The organism is Ruania suaedae (assembly GCF_021049265.1).
Lineage (GTDB): Bacteria > Actinomycetota > Actinomycetes > Actinomycetales > Beutenbergiaceae > Ruania > Ruania suaedae.
The window spans coordinates 270,561-287,660 of sequence record NZ_CP088018.1 but is presented as its reverse complement, the minus strand read 5'-3'; the positions used below and the strand labels follow the sequence as shown (position 1 = coordinate 287,660).

The window sequence follows — 17,100 nt, the reverse complement described above, 5'->3', positions numbered from 1 at the left end:
CCTGGTGGTGCGCAGTGGCCGTGATTGATCTGTGCTCAGCGCGGTGCGCGCTGCGGGAGCACCAGCCGGCGGCCGTCGATCGGGTGGGTGACGATGTCGACCGGGTGCCCGTACACCCGCTCCAGGTGCCCCGCGGTGATCTCCTCCGGGGCGCCGCACACGGCCAGGCGTCCCTGATCGAGCAGCAGCACCTGGTCGGCCACGGCGAGCGCCGAGTCGACATCGTGCAGCACCACCAGCACCGTGCCGCCGGCGGCCGCTACCTCGCGGCAGAGCGCATGCACCAGCGCCTGATGGCGCAGGTCCAGGGCCGCCGTCGGCTCGTCCAGGAGCACCACCGGGGTGTCCTGGGCCAGCACGCGCGCCAGCTGCACGCGGGCCCGCTCGCCTCCGGAGAGCGTCAGCACCCGGCGCCCGGCGGCCGCCGACATCTGCGTCTGCGCGAGCGCCGCGGCCACGATCGCCTCACGACCGGCCGCGCTCTCCTGCGCCCGCCACGGCCGCCGACCGAGGGCGACGATCTCCGCGCCGAGGTAGTCGAAGGAGACGCTCGTCTCCTGCGTGTACACCGAGCGCCGCCGGGCCGCCTGCGACGGGCGCAGGGACGGCACCGGGCTGCCGTCGAGCAGCACGGTGCCGCTCACCACGGGCACGTCGCCCGCGATCGCACCCACCAGGGTCGACTTGCCGCTGCCGTTCGGGCCGATCACCGCCGTGACCGTGCCAGGCGCGGCGTGGAAGCCGACGCCCTCGAGCACCCGCCGCGAGCCCCGGTCCACCACGAGGGACTCCACCACGAGGGACGGAGCTGAGGTGTTGCTCATGCCGCGATCCGGGCCCGCAGCAGCAGGAAGAAGACCGGGCCCCCGACCACGGCGGTCAGGGCTCCGATCGGCAGGTCCACGAAGGGCACGGCGGTCCGGGCCACCAGGTCGCTACCGGCGATGAGGACGGCACCACCCAGGGCGGACAGCGGCAGGATGTAGCGCTGGCGCGGCCCCACCACCAGGCGCAGCAGATGCGGGACGATCAGGCCCACGAAGCCGATGATGCCGGCCACGGCCACGGCGGCCGCCGTCAGCAGCGCCGCCACGAGCACGGCCTGCACGCGGAAGGCCCGCAGGTCCAGACCGGTGTGGACGGCGGCACGTTCACCGAGCGCGAGCGAGTCGAGCCCGGAGGCCAGGAAGAAGGCCCACACCAGGCCCACGGCCACGAGCCCTCCGGCGATGCGTACATCGGACCACATCGCCCCGTTGAGACTGCCGAGCTGCCAGAACACCACGGCCTCACGGCTGGTGCTGTCGGCCAGGAAGATCAGCAAGGACGACGCCGCCCCGGCCACCGCATTGACGGCGATACCCACGAGCACGAGCGCCACCGTGCCGCCGCCGCGCACCGAGCCGGCGAGCGCCCACACCAGCATCGTGGTGGCGATGCCCGCGGCAAAGGCAGCCGCCGGCACGGCCACGGTCATCGTGGCGGCCGAGCCGAGCACCGTCGCCGCTGCCGCGCCCACCCCGGCGCCCGAGGTGATGCCGACGACGCTGGGCTCGGCCAGGGGGTTGCCGAACAATCCCTGGGTGATCGCCCCCGCCGTCCCGAGCCCGGCGCCGACGAGCAGCCCTGCCAGGATGCGCGGCAGGCGCACGTCCCAGAGCACGCCGTCGGCCGGGGAGGCCAGGCTGTCCCCGAGACCGACGGCATCGAGCATGCTGTCGGCGACCTCCGCGAGCGGGATGCGGTACTGCCCCAGGTGGAGCGACAGCACGCACAGCACCAGCAGCGCGAGGAGCAGCGCCGCCCCCGTCACCACCGCCCGGGAGTCCCGGCGCGGCAGCTCCTCAGGCGCCCGCTCGCCGTCATGCTCGGCGAGCGCGGGATCCCACCGTCCGAGCGGGCGGGCCGTCGTCGTCACGGCTGGTAGACCGCGTCGGCCAGGGCCGTGAGCACGGCCGGGAAGGACGGCCCGAACGAGAGCACGTCGCCGTCGGACATGTCGACCACGCGTTCGTGTTCGCCTGCGGTGGTCTGCGCGATCCCGGGTCGCTCGATCAGGCCCGGCACACCACCGGTGGACTCCAGCCCGCCGGTCATCGTCAGGATGACCTCCGGCTCGAGCGCGATGACCGCCTCCGCGGTCGCCGGCGCGATGTCGGTGACACCGCTGTCGGTGGCGGCATCGGTCCCGCCGATGTGCTCGATCAGATCGTCACCGCCGGACCCGTCGCCCATCACGAAGAACACGCTGCCGGTTCCCCGCACGTAGAGGAACACCATCCGCAGCGGGTCCCACTCGCCGGCGAGCCGCTCGACATAGTCCTCGGCCTCGGCCAGGTCGGACTCGAAGCGTTCCACGAGCGCGGCGCCGGCCGAGGGCACGCCCAGCGCCCCCGCGACGTCCGTGATCTGCTCGGCGATCAGGTCCACCCCGCGCTCGGAGGAGACCACGAGCACCGGCACCCCGGCGGCCCGCAGCTGCTGGGGCACCTCCGGTGGCCCCAGCGTGGTGTCCATGACGACGGCGGTGGGGTCCAGCCCGAGGATCGCCTCGACGCTGAGCTCGTGGCCGTTCTGGGTGACGACAGGTAGGTCGGCGAGGGAGCTCTCCGTGTTCGACACCGATCGGCCCACGAGGCTCTCGCCCAAGCCGAGTCCGACGACGGTCTCGGTCAGGGTGCCGTAGAGGTCGAGGGCGAGCAGGCGGGAGGTGTCCTCGATGGTGACCTCGACGCCGTCGACGCCGGTGGAGGTCACGGGCAGCTGTGGCGACGCGGCGCCCGCCACCGGTTCGATCTCCGCAAGTTCGGCGGCGGTGGCGGGCCCGCGCAGCGACCGCGGGTCGGGGCCGGGATCAGTGCTCGCCTCGGCCGTGGCGGTCGGGGACGGGGAGGCCGTGGTGGGCGCCGGACTCGTCGGGTCGGCCGACGGCCCGGCCGCCGTCCCGGCTGCGGTGCACCCGGAGAGGGCGAACGCAGCCAGGACGACGGCCGAAGCCAGGCGAGAACGTCGTCTCACCGGCGCGCTTCCCGGCGCCCGACCAGCAGCACCGAGCCGAGCAGGAGCATCGCCCCCGCGACCGCGATCACCGCGGCCGGATCGACACCGGTCTCCGCAAGGGTGCCGGAGGCTGCGGAGCACTCCACCGCGCCGCCGACCGGCAGCTCGAAGGACAGCGTGTCCAGCGCGGTACCGACCTCGTAGAACCCGGCGAACCCTTCCGCCCCCGCGGTGGTCAGCGTGGCGCTCGCGCCACTCACGTCCACCGATCCGCCCGACGCCGAAGCGGCCGGGAAGGTGAGCGAGGCGAACGCGATACCCGGGTAGGAGTCGGTGTTGCCCTCCATGTCGTTGGAGGTGACGTCCGCGTGGAGGGTCGCGCTGGTCGGTCCGGTCACCCGCAGCACCAGGTTGCTCACCGTCATGTCGAGGACACCGTCGTGACCGGTGAAGTGCAGCGAGCCACCGAAGGAGACGGTCCCGGTGAGGGTCTCGGTGTTGATGCTGCCGGACCCGCCGGACCAGTGCCAGCCACCGGAGACGTCGGAGATCGGGCCGCTCACGTCCCAGCCACCATTGGCGATGCCACCGGAGATGTAGCTGCGGAAGCTGGACTTCAGGCCCCAGGTGAGCGAGGCGCCGGAGACTGCGTTGGCGACGCAGACCTGCTCCTCCACCTCGTCCTGACCTGCGGTTCGGCCGCCACCCACGGGGTCGTCGCCGGGTGCCTGGTCGCCACCCGGGCCCCCACCGGCCGCCGGTCCTGTCGGCTCCGTGGGCTCGCTGGGCACAGTCGGCACGCTGGGCACAGTCGGCTCAGGCACCTCCGTGGGCTCGGAGGCCGCGGCCAACGATCCGGTGGCGCTCACCGGGTCCAGCGCAGAGCCCGCCTCGTAGAAGCCGGCGAAGGCCTCGGCGCCGTCGGTGGTCAGCTCGCTCGCGGCATCGTCCAGCCGGAGCCCGCCGGTGGCACCAGCCGAGAGCTGCGCGGTGACGGGGTCCAGCGTGAGGGCGTCGGGGTCGAAGGTCAGCGCGGCGAGGTCGACGCCGACGTAGGTCTCGAACTCTCCCGAGCCGAGAGCCTTGGAGGCGAGCGTCGCGACGATCGTGCCCTCGCCGGGTCCGTCGAGACGCAGCCGGACGTCGGAGATCGTCAGGTCGAGCAGTCCGCCGTGCCCGGTGAACCGGATCTCGCCGGGGTAGGACACGAGCGCCGTCTGCGCCTCGTCGTCGGCGACCCCGGTGCCGCCGGTCCAGCTGAACACGGAGCCGTCCCGCGTCACGCCGCCGGTGGTCCGGACCGAGCCATCGGCGATCGGCCCCTGGATGTAGGACAGGAACGACTCCTTGATCCCCCAGCTGAGGGTTCCGTCGCTGACCTCGAGCGCGAGGTCCTCGTCCGAGGGGTCGACGGGGTCGGTCGGCTCACTGGGCTCAGTGGGCTCAGCGGGGTCAGTGGGGTCCTCGGTCGGCTCCTCGGTCGGCTCCTCAGTCGGGTCCTCCGTCGGGTCCTCGGTCGGCTCCTCCGTCGGCTCCTCAGTCGGCTGGTCGAGCGTGTACGGGAGCGTGAACGTCACCGGGTCCAGTGACTCGCCGGCCCCGTAGAAGCCGGCGAAAGCGGCGGCCCCCTCGGCGGTCAACGTCGTCGAGGCTCCCGACGCCGACACCTCGTCGGCACCGACGGTGATCGCGGCGGTGTCGAGGGCAGCCAGCGCGACGCCGGGCGTGAACTCGGCCTCCTGAGCCCCCAGCTCCTTCGAGGTCATGTCGGCCACCAGGAACGCGCCGTCGGCGTCGATCTCCACGCGCAGGTCGGCCACGGTCAGGTCGAGCTGGCCGTCGTGGCCGCTGAAGCGCACGGATCCCGTCGCCCCTGCCGACGCGGTCCCGGCGTCGACGTCGACGACGCCGGAGCCGCCGCTCCAGTGGAAGACACCGCCGGACTCGTCCACCCCGTCGGTCTCGATCGAGCCGTGGGCGATGGGTCCGGTCACATAGTTCACGAAGGAGGCGCGCACGCCCCACGAGATCGACGCACCGGTGACGGTTCCGGTGGTGGCTGCGGCGGCGGGTGTCGCCGCAGCCACACCGATCGCAGTCAGGACGAACGCGAGCAGGGCGGCCAGAAGGCCGCGACCGCGCGCGACGGCAGATGGGGGCATGACGTCTCCGGATGGATCGCTGGGACGAGCACGCGGAGAGCCCGCGCACTCACTAAGGTTTGCCTCAGTTAGGGCAGGCTCACCTTATACAGCCCGCTCCGTAATACGCAAAGCCAACGTCATGAAAGTCGACATCGATCGTTCGCCGAGTTCACGCTCAGGCGATTCCCAGGTGCCGGGTCTACGCTGAGAGTCATGGCTGACGACACACCGGACCCCACGTCCGCCGCGGAGCCGACGAGACGCATCCCGGTCACCCTCTCCAGCGTCAGCGTCTACCCGCGCAAGACGCCGTTCGCTTTCGAGGTCGCCTCCGAACTCGGCTACGACGGTCTCGAGCTCATGGTCTGGTCCGACCCGACCAGCCAGGATGTCGCGCATCTGGAGCGGCTGAGCAACCGCTACGACCTGCCGGTCACCAGCGTGCACGCCCCGACGCTGCTGCTCTCGCGACGGGTCTGGGGTCCCTCCCCGCGCGAGAAGCTGGACCGGACCGCCGAGCTGGCCCGCGCACTGGGCGCGCCGACCGTCGTCGTCCATCCGCCGTTCCGGTGGCAGTACCGGTACGCCCGCGGGTTCGCCGAGCACGTACGCGAGGTCAACGCCGAGGACGACCTGACCATCGCCGTCGAGAACATGTACCCCTGGCGCGGGGCGAACCGCGAGATGAAGGCCTACCTGCCGGGGTGGGACCCCACCGAGCACGACTACGACCAGGTGACCCTCGACGTCTCCCATGCGGCCGTGGCCAGGCAGAACAGCCTCGACCTGCTCGACATCTTCGCCGACCGCCTGGCGCATGTGCACCTGGCGGACGGAACGGCCTCGATGATGGACGAGCACCTCGTCCCCGGCCGCGGGGACCAGCCCTGCCGGGAGCTGTTGCGCGAGCTGACCCGCCGGGACTACCGCGGTGACGTCGTCATCGAGATCCAGACCAGGCGCGCCCGGACGGCCGCCGAACGTATCGAGGACCTGCGCGCCTCCCTCACCTTCGCGCGCACCTACCTGGACGAGTCCGATCGCACCGAGTACACCCCGCCGCCCGGCGCCCAGCACCGGCACCTGGACGCCTGGTAGGACCCGAGCCACCGGACGGTAGCCTGACGCCGACCCCATCCACGGCCCGAAGGGTCCCTCCTCACCTTGACCGAGCAGTCCCGCGGTGGCGCCGCGTACGAGATCCTCGGGGTGCCCCGCGACGCACCTGCCGAGGACCTGCGGCGCGCCTACCGCAAGCGCCTGCGCGAGACCCATCCCGACACCGGGGGTAGCGCCGAGCTCTTCCACCAGGTTCAGCAGGCCTGGAAGCAGGTGGGCACACCCGCCGCCCGGCGCGCCTACGATGCCAGCACCAGCCGGCCCACGGGCCCGGCACCCCGCCCCACCCCCTCGGGCGCCACGGCCTCGCGCTCCTCCGAGGACGAGGCCAGGGTCTGGACGGCGGGGCGCCGGGCCGGCGAGGCACGGCCACGACCGAAGGCCCGCACGCACGGCCACCCCGGCGGATGGTCGCGTGAGCGCTATCTGACGCTGCTGCGCGAGTGGGTGGGCCGCGGCGTGGAGATCGAGGATCCCTACGACCCCCAGCTCGTGGCCGGCGCACCGAGCGAGATCCGGCACGCGCTCGCGGACGCATTGGCCGAGGAGGCCACCGCCAAGGAGCTCGCCACCCTGACGTCGACCTTCTCGGTCTGGCATGACGTCGCCACCGCTCACGGTCATGGCGGCTGGAGCGCGGACGCCGGCGCACCTGCCACCGATCCCGCCAAGCTCGATCACGTGGTGCTCGGCCCGACCGGCCTCGTGGTGGTGCAGTCCGAGGACTGGGGCGCCCCGGTGCGGCGCAAGGGGCGCGACCTGACCAGCCCCGGCCTGCCCGAGAAGTCACGGCCGGTCAAGGCGCTCGCCCGGCGCGCCCGGGTCACCCGGCGCTGGCGGGTCCACCTCGATGCGATCCTCGTGGTCGTCGAGGACACCCAGCTCGAATCGATCCTGCTCCCCCTGGGGTCCGGTCGCCGGGTCCCGCGGTTCGCGATCCGCCGCAGCGCGCTGGCGGGCACCCTGACCGTCGGACTACCCGGGGTGCAGCTGCTGACCGAGGACCAGCTCTTCGATCAGCGCACCCGGCTGCAGCACTCGATCCGCTTCGTCTGACCTCCGTCATCGGCAGTCGAGACCGCAGCCGTCAGGAGCCGTCCGCCGAGGACACAGCCTGCGCGGCCATCGCCACCAGCTGATCACGCGCCTCGTCCCGCACTCGCATCGTGGTCTCGCGCGCCGGCCGGCCGCCGTCGGCCACCAGCTGCTCGAGACCTGCGGCGAGGCGGTCGGCCGCATCCGCCGACTCGATCTCCACCACTCGTTCGCCGATGCCCAGATCGGCGAACATCGCCCCCTTGACGGTCTCGGTGGGTTGGCGCAGGTACAGCGACGGCGTTCCCACCGCCGTCGCGAGAATCGGAGAGTGGCAATCCATCGAGACCACGGCGGCGGCCTGCTCGTACACGGCCGTCGCGGTCGGCAGGTCCCAGTACTCGGGCAGCACCCGCACCCGTGCAGCGACGTCCCGGGCGAGTATCCGCGGGAAGTGAGCGGCTGCCAGCTCGACCGCGTAGCTCATCTCCGGACCCACGAGCACGTCCCGGCCGGTCTCACGTACCCATGCGGTGATCGCACCCGCGAGCACCGCCATGTCCTGGTCGTCGTGCGCAGCGTTCACGGCGAGCTTGTAGTGGTCCAGCTTGGTCGGGGTGCGCCCGTAGATGCTGTGGTACGGCGCGTATCGCGATCGCGGCACGGCGACCAGGAACCCCGGTCGCAGGCCCAGCGAAGCGGTGAGCGCGCGCGCCGCTTCGACGTCGCCCTGCGCGTACGCGAAGGTGGCATCGGGCCCCCAGGCCAGGCAGCGCGCGCCCGTGGCCTGCTTCTCCAGGTAGGCCCGACTGAGCGAATCCCTGCAGAACAGGAACGCCGAGTCCGCGAAGAGCTCCCGGTCCCGCTCGTCCATGTAGTCCGCCGGCAGCGCGTCGATCTGTGTGCGGGCCTGCGCGAGCGTACTCGGCGTGAGGGGACCGAACGGGTCGTAGCTGATCCCGAAGATCCCGAACGGGCGGCCGGTGCGCTGCCACCGGTACATGTCCCGGGCCGCCACCAGACCGCTGCCCGAACCGTGCACGAGCAGGTCCGATTCCCGCCACGCCTGCGCCAGCTCGGCCGTGCTGGGTGCGCCCTGCTCATCGAGACTGCCCTCCACGACCCGCAGCCACGGCTGGTGCGCGGCGAACATGGCCCGCTCGCGGTCATCGAGCCGGGACGCCCAGAGGGTGAGGATCGCCCCGGGGTCTGCCTCGTGCAGGACGGTGGCCGCGCCCGGTGAGTGGGCCACGTCGCCGATGTTGACGGTCGCCCAGGAGGAGCGCAGCATGATGCGGCGAGGGCGGGCGGTCGAACGGTCGGTCACAGATCAACTCTCTCCTGGGTCGTGGCGGCGCGCCGCCCCGGGTCGGGTCATGAGGACGCGGGTCGCAGACGGGTGACCCACACCCGCCGGTCCCGCCCGGTCGAGGGCCTCGGCCGCGCGATCACGGTGGCCTGGGCATCGGGATCACCGGTGCGCACCCGCCGGCGCACACCGCGTCCCGGTGCGAGCGTCCGCGTGTCGGTGCCACCGGTACCGGAGATCCGCACGTCGACCTCGACCTCCTCGAGGTTGACGGCGTGCACCTCCAGGTACCGGCCGGAGGCGCTCTCGACGACGGTGGCCGAGGTGACGAGTGCGACCTCACCACTGAGTGTGGTCAGGTCGACCGTGGTGATCTCCATGGTCAGCGTGCCAGGGTGGTCCACCGTGAGCCTGGTCAGCTCGTGGCTGCCACCGGGGAAGTAGCTTCTCCCCGGCACTGCGATCGCCGCGGTCAGCGGGGTGCCCCACGAGAACTGGAAGCGGTAGTTGCCGCGCGTCAGCGCGAACCACTGCGCGGTCACGGGGCCGACCGCCTGGCCCCGGACGGCCGTGGTGCCGTCGGAGAACTCGAGCACGTCCCCGTCGCGCACGAACAGCGGAATCCGTTCCTGTGCCGGTTCGCCTGCGGTCACGATCCGGTCGATGCCGTCGTGGTGATGAACAGTATCGGTGGTCACCGCACCCGATGCGCTCACCGAACGCGAGGTGAAGGTGCCGGTGACGGCGGCCAGGTCGCCCGGGTCGATGGTCGCACCTGTCGCATCCGTGCCGTGGTGGTACGTCACGCTCGACGCGGTCAAGGCACTGTCGAGGCCCGGGGCATCGAGAAACGTGGTCCACCAGGCGTCGAAGTAGCCGTTCAACGAGCAGACGACCACGCCTGCGTCGGGATGCCAGTACAGTCCGGTCCCGGTCCGTTCACGGTCCTCGATGACGCCGTCGAGCGCTGCGGCGTAGTACCCCGGCCGGCGCACGAACAGCATCCGCTGATCGATCGTCCCCTCGCGATGCTCGGTGAAGGTGGCCTCGGCCACCGGGCGCATGGCCGCGAGCTGAGCCAGTCGCTCGTCGCGATCCGCATTCTGCGGCGCGGCCGGCACATGCATGTACAGGCGCGGAGAAGTCTCGCCCTTGGCCAGGGGCTGGACCGGAGCGGAGGCGACGGCCCACGCGGCACGCTTCTGGGCCTTCTTCTCCGCGCTGACGTGCAGGGCGGCCAGCATCGGCACCTCGGGGACGAACACCCGGGAGAGCGCGGACCGGTCGTCGTCGTCGTTCGGTGTGTCATCCCGGGAGACCCCGAAGTTGCGCGCCGAGGCGGCGGCGAAGGTCGCGAAGGACGTCGTCCCCGGTTCGCGGAGCAGCACGTACTGGCCGAAGTCCATCCAGTCCTCGACCATCTGCACCAGGGCGGGATTGCCCGTCAGCAGGTACAGGTCCGCCAGGTCCGGCAGCATCACCGTGGCGTTGTAGGAGTGGTCGAAAGCGAGCGGGTCGTGGAAGTAGCCTGCCGGCGCGCGGCCGTGATCGGCCAACAGCTCGATCCGGTCGTCGAGGGTGCTCGCGATGGCCGGGTCGGCTAGCGCCTCGGCCGCGTGGCCCACTCCCGCCAGGGCGCCGACGATCTGGTTGGTGTACTTCACCGGCAGGTTCCAGTGGAACTCCCCGGTGTCGAGCAACCAGGCCGCTGCCGCTCGCATGGCCGTCTCGATCTGGGTCACGCGCGCCGGCAGGAGACCTTCCCGATCCAGGTCGCGGTAGGTGCTGGCGAGTGCCACGAGGCCGAAACCGGTCGTGGCCAGGCTCTTGGCCTGGTACGTGACGGGCCAGGCGCCGCTGGGGCCTTGCAGACCGAGGTAGTAACCGATCGCGGCGTCGAGACGACCGCGCAGGTTGGCGTCGAGATAGTACGGGTTCCAGGTCCGATCGTGAGTGAGGAACCAGGCCAGGGTGGCCACGTGCTCCATGATCCGGGAGTTGACCGGATCGTTGGGGGTGCGCCACCAGCCGTCCTCCATCCAGCCGTACTCCTGCGGACGATCGTCGACCACGCTGTTCGCCAGCGGCGCGAGGATCATGAGGTAGCGCGCGAACACCTGCTCCTCGGGTGCGAAGGAGGTGCGGTCCGGCGGACCCGGGAGCGGGGCCACCAGCGGCAGCACGGTTCCGTCCGATGTTCCGCGTGCGGGGATCTCACCCAGGGCGAGCGCCGCCATCGTGGCGCCGCCGGCGCCGAGCAGGCCGCGCCGGGAGATGAGCGGGGGCGGGAACCCCTTCGGGGCAGAGTCGTGCTGCATCATGGCTCCTTTGCACAGATGGTGATGGGGTCGGTGTCGGTCGGGCCCTGGCGGCGCCAGCACCCGCTCAGCCCTTCAGGCCGGTCCGGGAGAGGCCCTCCACGAACTGCCTCTGGGCGAAGAGGAAGACGATCAGGACGGGGATCACGGTCAGCGCCGTGGCTCCGATCTGCGTGTTGTACAGCGGTTCGCCATAGCCGTCCTGATACCGCGTCAACCCGAGCCCGACCGGGAACAGCTCCTCGCTACGCAGGAAGATGAGCGGTTCGAAGTACATGTTGAACGCGGCGAGGAACTTCATGATGGCCACCGCGGCCACCGCCGGGCCCGCCAGGGGGAACGCGATCCTGGCGAAGATCCCGAGCCGGCCCAGTCCGTCCAGCCGGGCGGCCTCCTCCAGCTCGGCGGGGAGGGACAGGAAGTACTGGCGGAAGATGAAGACACCGATGACCGTGGCCGGCCCGAAGATCGGGAGCACGATCAGCGGGACGTGGGTGTTCATCAGGCCCAGTTCGGTGACCCACCGGAACACCGGGATGATGGTGACCTCGCCCGGGATCATCATCCCGGACATCAGCACCAGGAAGAGTTTGCCCGCGAAAGGGAACCGGATCCGGGCGAAACCATAGCCGGCGAGTGCCCCGACCGCGATCGAGCCGATGGTGATCACCGCGGCGAGATAGAGGGAGTTGAGATACTGCTGCGCGAACGGCGTGACGGTGAAGATTCTCGAGACACCCTCCAACGTCCATTCCTGCGGGAGGATGCGCGGCGGGAGCGCGAAGAACTCGGATGCCGGCTTGAAGGCGGCGAAGATCATCCAGACCATCGGATACAGGAACGGGATCGACAGGATGGTCAGCAGGCTGTACAGCACCACGCGGGTGAGGACCCGGCGTCGTCGTGCCGACGAGGAATCGCGAACGGTGCGCGTTCGGATCCTGCCACGAGCGGGAACTGCCTGAAGGTCAGACTTCATCGTGGACCCACCTCTTTCGCGTGCTCCACTGAAGGGCGGCCAGCGTGAGCGCCACCACGAAGATCAGGACGCCGATGGTCGAGGCGTAGCCGAAGTCCTGCTGTTCGAAGGCGGTGCGGTACAGCAGGTACGAGATCACCGTCGTCGAGCGCCCCGGGCCACCCTGCGTGAGGATCTGGATCGGGACGAAGACGTCCATGGCACCGAAGGTCGTCACCATCACCACCAGCAGGATCGTGGGGGTCATGAGCGGCAGTGTGATCGAACGGAAGACCCGGGTGGGTCGAGCGCCGTCGATCCGCGCGGCTTCCTTCAGCTCGGCGGGAACGTTCTGCAGAGCGGCGAGGAACAGGATCATGTTCATCCCGACGCCCTTGAAGACCTGGATCACCACGACGGTGACGAGTGCCCAGGAGGACTCCCGCAACCAGTTCGGTCCTTCCAGGCCGATCATGGCGAGCACCCCGTTGATGCCACCGTTCGCTGCCACGAGGTAGCTCCAGACGAGCACCCAGGCCACCGTGGAGACGATCACCGGCGAGAAGAAGAACGTCCGGAAGGTCGTCGTCCCGGGCAGTCGCTGGTTCAGCAACAGGGCGAGAGCCATCGCGAGCGCCACGTTGAACACCATGAGCATCGCGGCGAACTGGATGGTGGTGACCAGCGAGGCCCAGACCGTCTCGTCGGTGAGCAGGCGGAGGAAGTTCTCGCCTCCCACCCAGGTGAAGTCGCCCACCAGCGGGTTCCAGTCGTGCAGGCTATACCAGAGGACGAAGCCGAAGGGCACCAGGCCCAGACCGAGTACGCCGAGCACAGCCGGAGCTATGAAGGCGTACCCGATCATCGCGTCCACACGGTGCAGTCGTCGCGACGGACTGACGCGGACAGCAGGAGGCGAAGCGCGCTGGGGGTGCAACATCACTCGGACTCGAGCACCGGGGCGATGTCCTCGCACACCTGGTCGAGCACGCTCTGCGCATCTCCGTCGGCCGTCCAGAGGCTGTCCAGACCCACGCGCACGGGGTCGGCGAGCTCACTCATCCGCACGTGTCCCACCTTGGTCACGGCGTCCACACTCTGTGCGATGACCGTCTCCTCGATCTGCTGCTCGGTCAGCGACGGTGCCGCAGCGGAGAGAGTCTCCACCGTGAGGACCGAGGAGCGCGGCGGCGGGAAGAACTGGGCCAGCAGCTCGGAGTTCTGCGGATTGGTGAAGTAGGCGAGGAAGTCCGCGGCGATCTCCGGGTTCTCCCCACGCGCCACCACACCGACGCCACCCTGGCCCACCACGGGAACCGACCCCGCAGGCCCGGCAGGGAGCGGGAGGAAGTCCCACTCGAAGGAGTCATCGAGCGCTCCGGAGGAGCTGAGCTGCGCCAGCTTGAAGGCCACCTGACCGGAGGCAAAGTCGAACTCCTCGCCAGGGCCCGGGACCGCGCCGGTCTCGAAGACGTGGTGGTGGAACCAGTCGAAGAACTCCACCATCTCCGGGGAGTTCATCGTGCACTCGGTCCCGTCGGCACTCCAGGGCGAGGCGCCCCAGGACAGCCACATGGCGCCGAGCGCGTCGTTCCAGCCCGCGTAGGGCGATGCCGACGGTTCGAAGCCCGCCTGTCCCTCCTCCTGGGCGACCTGCGCGGCCACGGCCATGAGCGAGTCCCAGGTCCACTCCTCGTCCGCCATCAGCTCCCGCGGGTCCGGTTCACCGGCTGCGCTGACGAGATCGCGGTTGACGAAGATGCCGAACGGACTGTTCGAGAAGGGGTAGCCGTAGATGTTCTCGTCCTGACTCCACACGTCGAACGCCCCGTCGAGCAGGTCGTCCACCGCATAGCCCTCGCTCGACTCGAAGGCGGGGCTCAGGTTGTGCAGCACCCCGCTCTGCACGAACTGCGCGGCGTTGGCCTCGGAGATCCAGGCCAGGTCAGGTGCGTCCCCGCCGGCGATCTGCGTGGTCAGCGCGTTCACGTAGCTGCTGCCCGTGAGCGGCTCGAAACTGATCGAGCTGACCACATCGGGGTTCTCCTCGACGTAGGCCGCGCCGATCTGGTTGAAGACCTCGTGGTGGGCGTCGTTCGCGCTCCACATCACCATGCGCAGGTCGACCGGACCCGCCGATGAGTCACCTTCGCTGCCCGAGCACGCAGCCAGTACCAGCGATCCAGCGGCCACGGTGGCAATCCAGATGGACGAGCGCCGCAGTGATCTCGGACCTCGCATGTCGATCTCCTCAAACCTCGGTGTTCAAGCGCAGGGCGTTCGCCTGCTCTTCCCGAAGCATAGGCAGAGATATCGAGAATGTCTAGAGAACTTTTCTAGAATTTTCGCATCGCGCGTCCGTCAGTCGGTGCGCACCGGCCCCGTGGACCCCCGGACCACCAGCCTGGTGGCCAGTTCCGTCCGGCGCGGCCGGGTCGTGACGCCACTGAGCAGCGCGGCCACGGTCTCCACCGCGGTGGCGCCCATCTGGTCCAGCGGCTGGCGTACGGAGGTCAGCGGCGGAGAGGACATCTGGGCCATGATGAGGTCGTCGAATCCGATCACGCTGAGATCCTCCGGCACGCGCACGCCCCGCCGGCGCGCGGCCTCGATCACGCCGAGCGCCTGGAAGTCGGACGAGGCGATGATCGCCGTCGGCGGCTCGTCCCGTTCGAGCAGGCGCAGGCCGAAGTCGAGGCCGGAGTCGTAGGTGAAGTCGCCATCGAGCACCGAACCCGCCGAGTGCGGCACGTCGGCGGCGTTCATCGCAGCGCGGAAACCGGAGATACGAGCGACGCTGGCCATCGCCTCGGGGAGCCCGCCGAGGACCGCGATGCGCCGATGGCCGAGCTCGAGCAGATGCTCGGCGGCAGCCATCCCACCCGCCCAGTTCGTCGCGCCGACGCTGTAGGTCTCCTCGTCCGGGTTGCTGAGCGGGTCGATCACCACCAGGGGCAGGCGATGCTCGGCGAAACGTGTCCGCTGGGCATCGTTCAGCACGGACGTGATCGCGATCACCCCGCGGCGACCGGCCGCATGGAGCTCGTCGATCCAGCCGAGATCGCCGGCATCATCGGGATAGATCGACACACTCAGGTCGATCTGTGCGCGTGCCGCGGCCTCGATCGCACCGCGGAGCACATCCAAGGTGTACGGCGAGTGCACGTCACGGGCGAGCATCGCGACCGGGGTCATCGACCCGCGCCGCTTCCGAGTGGCGACGTACCCGCGTTCCTTGAGGATCCGCTCCACCCGTTCGCGCGTGACGTCGGAGACATCGGCACTGCCGTTGGCCACCTTCGAGACCGTGGAGATCGACACCCCGGTCGCCGTGGCCACCTCGGCCAAGGACGGCTTCTTCCGCCGTGCTGCACGCTCCGCCATCACCCGTTCCCTCCGGACACCTCGCTGGGGCACCACTCTACTCCCTCTCTATAAAACTTTCGGAAATTTCATGTAGCGTTGCGGAGTGAGTTGCGGCCGACCCCGGATCGACCGGCCTCGTGGCTCGTCACGAACGCACGACAATCTCTCAACGTAGCGACTGAAAGCACAGCACCAAGGATGGGGCACCCCGTGGAACGTCAGGCAGACATCGCCGTCATCGGAGGCGGGCTGGGCGGAGTCTCCGCCGCGCTCGCCGCACTTCGCTCAGGCCGGACCGTGGTGATGACCGATCCCACCCGGTGGCTGGGTGGCCAGCTCACCAGTCAACTGGTTCCCCTCGACGAACACCGATTCATCGAGACCGACGGCGCCAACAGGTCCTACCGGGTGCTGCGCGACGGAATGCGCGACTACTACCGCCGGCACTATCCGCTCACCGAGTCGGCCAGAGCCGAGCCCCACCTGAACCCGGGTGACGCCTGGGTCAGCCCGGTGTGTCTCGACCCCCGCGTCGGCGTGGCCGTGATCGAGGAGCTGCTCGCCCCGTACCGCAGCTCCGGACGCCTGACAGTACTGATGGAGACCGAGCCCATCGCCGTGGAGACCGACGGCGATCGGGTGACCACGGTTCGCGTGCGCTCGGCGCACGGCCACGAGAGCACACTGCGCGCCCCCTACATCCTCGACGCCACCGAGCTCGGTGATCTACTGCCGCTGGGCGGGATCGAGCACGTCAGCGGGCGCGAGTCCCAGGAACAGACCGGCGAGCCGGGCGCGTGGCCGACGGCCGACCCCACCGATATGCAGGGCGTGTCATGGTGCTTCGCCATCGACCACATGGCCGGCGAGGACCACACCATCGAGCGACCCGAGGACTACGACTACTGGCGCGACCTACGCCCGCCGCAGCTCGACGGGCGCAAGATCCTCAGTTTCGGCGAGCCGGTGAAGGCGGACGGCACTCCCGGGCGCGTGTACACGTTCACACCGAACCTCGATGGCGACGTCATCGATCTGGATCACCGGAACATGGGTCTGCATCCCGAGCTCTGGAACTACCGGCGGATCGCGGCCCGTAAGAACTTCGCGCCCGGGTTCTACCCCAGCGATGTCGTGATCGTAAACTGGCCCATGAACGACTACGTCGGCGGGCCTCTTTTCGGGGTCGACGACGCCGCCGACCACTGGAAGGCGGCCAAGGCGCTGAGCCGCTCGATGCTGTACTGGCTGCAGACGGACGCGCCCCGCCCCGACGGCGGCACCGGATGGCCCGGAATCCGTCTGCGCCCGGACGTGGCCGGGACCGCGGACGGCTTCGCGATGCACCCCTACGTCCGGGAGTCCCGCCGGATCCTGGCCCGCAAGACGATCGTGGAGCAGGAGATCTCCACCACCTACCGGGGTGAGAGCGGATCGGCGAGGTACCCCGACAGCGTCGGGACCGGCCACTACTTCTGGATCGACCGCCACCACACCACCGGCGACGGCCGGGGTGCCGGCGGCACGCCACACCCCTTCGAGATCCCCCTCGGCGCCCTCATCCCGCGACGCGTGCGCAACCTCCTCCCGGCGGCGAAGAACATCGGCACCACCCAGATCACGAACGGCGCCTACCGCCTCCACCCGGTCGAATGGTCGGTGGGCGAGGCGGTCGGTGCCCTGGCGGCCTACTGCCTCGAGCACGGGACCGAGCCGCACGCCGTGGCCGATGACGACGCTGCCACCGAGGCGTTCCAGCACGACCTCACCCGCCGCGGGGTCCAGCTCCGTTGGGACCCATCCAAGCGCTGGTAGCGCAGGCCGCCGTACGATGATCGCCAGTCCGTAGGC

The 17,100-nt window shown here is 70.3% G+C and carries 13 protein-coding genes; 3 read left to right on the top strand and 10 right to left on the bottom strand.

Translation table 11 applies throughout. The features are described 5' to 3' along the window. Positions 1 to 35: 35 nt before the first annotated feature. Genes LQF12_RS01240 through LQF12_RS01225 form a run of 4 tightly spaced genes read right to left on the bottom strand, consistent with a single transcriptional unit; the run spans position 36 to position 5,162 of the window. Positions 36 to 824, bottom strand: coding sequence for an ABC transporter ATP-binding protein (locus tag LQF12_RS01240; RefSeq protein WP_231054197.1), 789 nt, complete (start codon positions 822 to 824; stop codon positions 36 to 38). Then, a complete protein-coding gene (locus tag LQF12_RS01235; RefSeq protein ID WP_231054196.1) occupies positions 821 to 1,918 on the bottom strand; it encodes a FecCD family ABC transporter permease in 1,098 nt (365 codons plus the stop codon). The genes LQF12_RS01240 and LQF12_RS01235 overlap by 4 nt, the downstream gene beginning before the upstream one ends. Next, on the bottom strand, positions 1,915 to 3,018 hold the full coding sequence (locus LQF12_RS01230) for a heme/hemin ABC transporter substrate-binding protein (RefSeq protein WP_231054195.1): 1,104 nt from the start codon (positions 3,016 to 3,018) through the stop codon (positions 1,915 to 1,917). Before LQF12_RS01230 ends, LQF12_RS01235 begins: the two co-directional genes overlap by 4 nt. Continuing rightward, complete coding sequence (locus tag LQF12_RS01225) at positions 3,015 to 5,162, bottom strand: HtaA domain-containing protein (RefSeq protein ID WP_231054194.1); 2,148 nt, start codon at positions 5,160 to 5,162, stop codon at positions 3,015 to 3,017. Before LQF12_RS01225 ends, LQF12_RS01230 begins: the two co-directional genes overlap by 4 nt. 195 nt (positions 5,163 to 5,357) lie before the next feature. On the opposite strand from LQF12_RS01225, the gene LQF12_RS01220 reads away from it, so the two are divergent. Beyond that, on the top strand, positions 5,358 to 6,242 hold the full coding sequence (locus LQF12_RS01220) for a sugar phosphate isomerase/epimerase family protein (protein WP_231054193.1): 885 nt from the start codon (positions 5,358 to 5,360) through the stop codon (positions 6,240 to 6,242). Between the two features lie 66 nt (positions 6,243 to 6,308). Beyond that, on the top strand, positions 6,309 to 7,319 hold the full coding sequence (locus tag LQF12_RS01215) for a J domain-containing protein (RefSeq protein ID WP_231054192.1): 1,011 nt from the start codon (positions 6,309 to 6,311) through the stop codon (positions 7,317 to 7,319). Between the two features lie 31 nt (positions 7,320 to 7,350). Here LQF12_RS01215 and LQF12_RS01210 read toward each other — a convergent pair whose 3' ends face one another. The 6 genes from LQF12_RS01210 to LQF12_RS01185 form a co-directional block, all read right to left on the bottom strand. Continuing rightward, complete coding sequence (locus tag LQF12_RS01210; RefSeq protein ID WP_231054191.1) at positions 7,351 to 8,625, bottom strand: polysaccharide pyruvyl transferase family protein; 1,275 nt, start codon at positions 8,623 to 8,625, stop codon at positions 7,351 to 7,353. Positions 8,626 to 8,672: 47 nt separating this feature from the next. Further along, the gene (locus LQF12_RS01205) at positions 8,673 to 10,928 is read right to left on the bottom strand and encodes a hypothetical protein (RefSeq protein ID WP_231054190.1); all 2,256 of its coding nucleotides are present in this window, start codon (positions 10,926 to 10,928) and stop codon (positions 8,673 to 8,675) included. Positions 10,929 to 10,992: 64 nt separating this feature from the next. Next, a complete protein-coding gene (locus LQF12_RS01200) occupies positions 10,993 to 11,805 on the bottom strand; it encodes a carbohydrate ABC transporter permease (protein ID WP_231054189.1) in 813 nt (270 codons plus the stop codon). An 88-nt stretch (positions 11,806 to 11,893) separates the two neighbouring features. After that, positions 11,894 to 12,748 carry a carbohydrate ABC transporter permease gene (locus LQF12_RS01195; RefSeq protein WP_231055478.1) on the bottom strand — a complete coding sequence of 285 codons (855 nt, stop codon included), beginning with the start codon at positions 12,746 to 12,748 and terminating at the stop codon, positions 11,894 to 11,896. A gap of 74 nt (positions 12,749 to 12,822) precedes the next feature. Then, positions 12,823 to 14,076: an ABC transporter substrate-binding protein gene (locus LQF12_RS01190; protein WP_231054188.1), complete on the bottom strand. Its 1,254-nt coding sequence runs from the start codon at positions 14,074 to 14,076 to the stop codon at positions 12,823 to 12,825. 168 nt (positions 14,077 to 14,244) lie between these two features. After that, complete coding sequence (locus tag LQF12_RS01185; protein WP_231054187.1) at positions 14,245 to 15,267, bottom strand: LacI family DNA-binding transcriptional regulator; 1,023 nt, start codon at positions 15,265 to 15,267, stop codon at positions 14,245 to 14,247. Between the two features lie 192 nt (positions 15,268 to 15,459). Between LQF12_RS01185 and LQF12_RS01180 the strand changes: the two genes are divergently transcribed. After that, positions 15,460 to 17,064 carry an FAD-dependent oxidoreductase gene (locus LQF12_RS01180; RefSeq protein ID WP_231054186.1) on the top strand — a complete coding sequence of 535 codons (1,605 nt, stop codon included), beginning with the start codon at positions 15,460 to 15,462 and terminating at the stop codon, positions 17,062 to 17,064. Positions 17,065 to 17,100 lie beyond the last annotated feature (36 nt).

Bases quoted from the DNA above. Each gene is read 5' to 3' on its own strand.
- LQF12_RS01240 (WP_231054197.1), bottom strand. From the start codon at position 824: ATGAGCAACACCTCAGCTCCGTCCCTCGTGGTGGAGTCCCTCGTGGTG.
- LQF12_RS01225 (WP_231054194.1), bottom strand. From the start codon at position 5,162: ATGCCCCCATCTGCCGTCGCGCGCGGTCGCGGCCTTCTGGCCGCCCTG.
- LQF12_RS01220 (WP_231054193.1), top strand. From the start codon at position 5,358: ATGGCTGACGACACACCGGACCCCACGTCCGCCGCGGAGCCGACGAGA.
- LQF12_RS01205 (WP_231054190.1), bottom strand. From the start codon at position 10,928: ATGATGCAGCACGACTCTGCCCCGAAGGGGTTCCCGCCCCCGCTCATC.
- LQF12_RS01195 (WP_231055478.1), bottom strand. From the start codon at position 12,748: ATGATCGGGTACGCCTTCATAGCTCCGGCTGTGCTCGGCGTACTCGGT.
- LQF12_RS01185 (WP_231054187.1), bottom strand. From the start codon at position 15,267: ATGGCGGAGCGTGCAGCACGGCGGAAGAAGCCGTCCTTGGCCGAGGTG.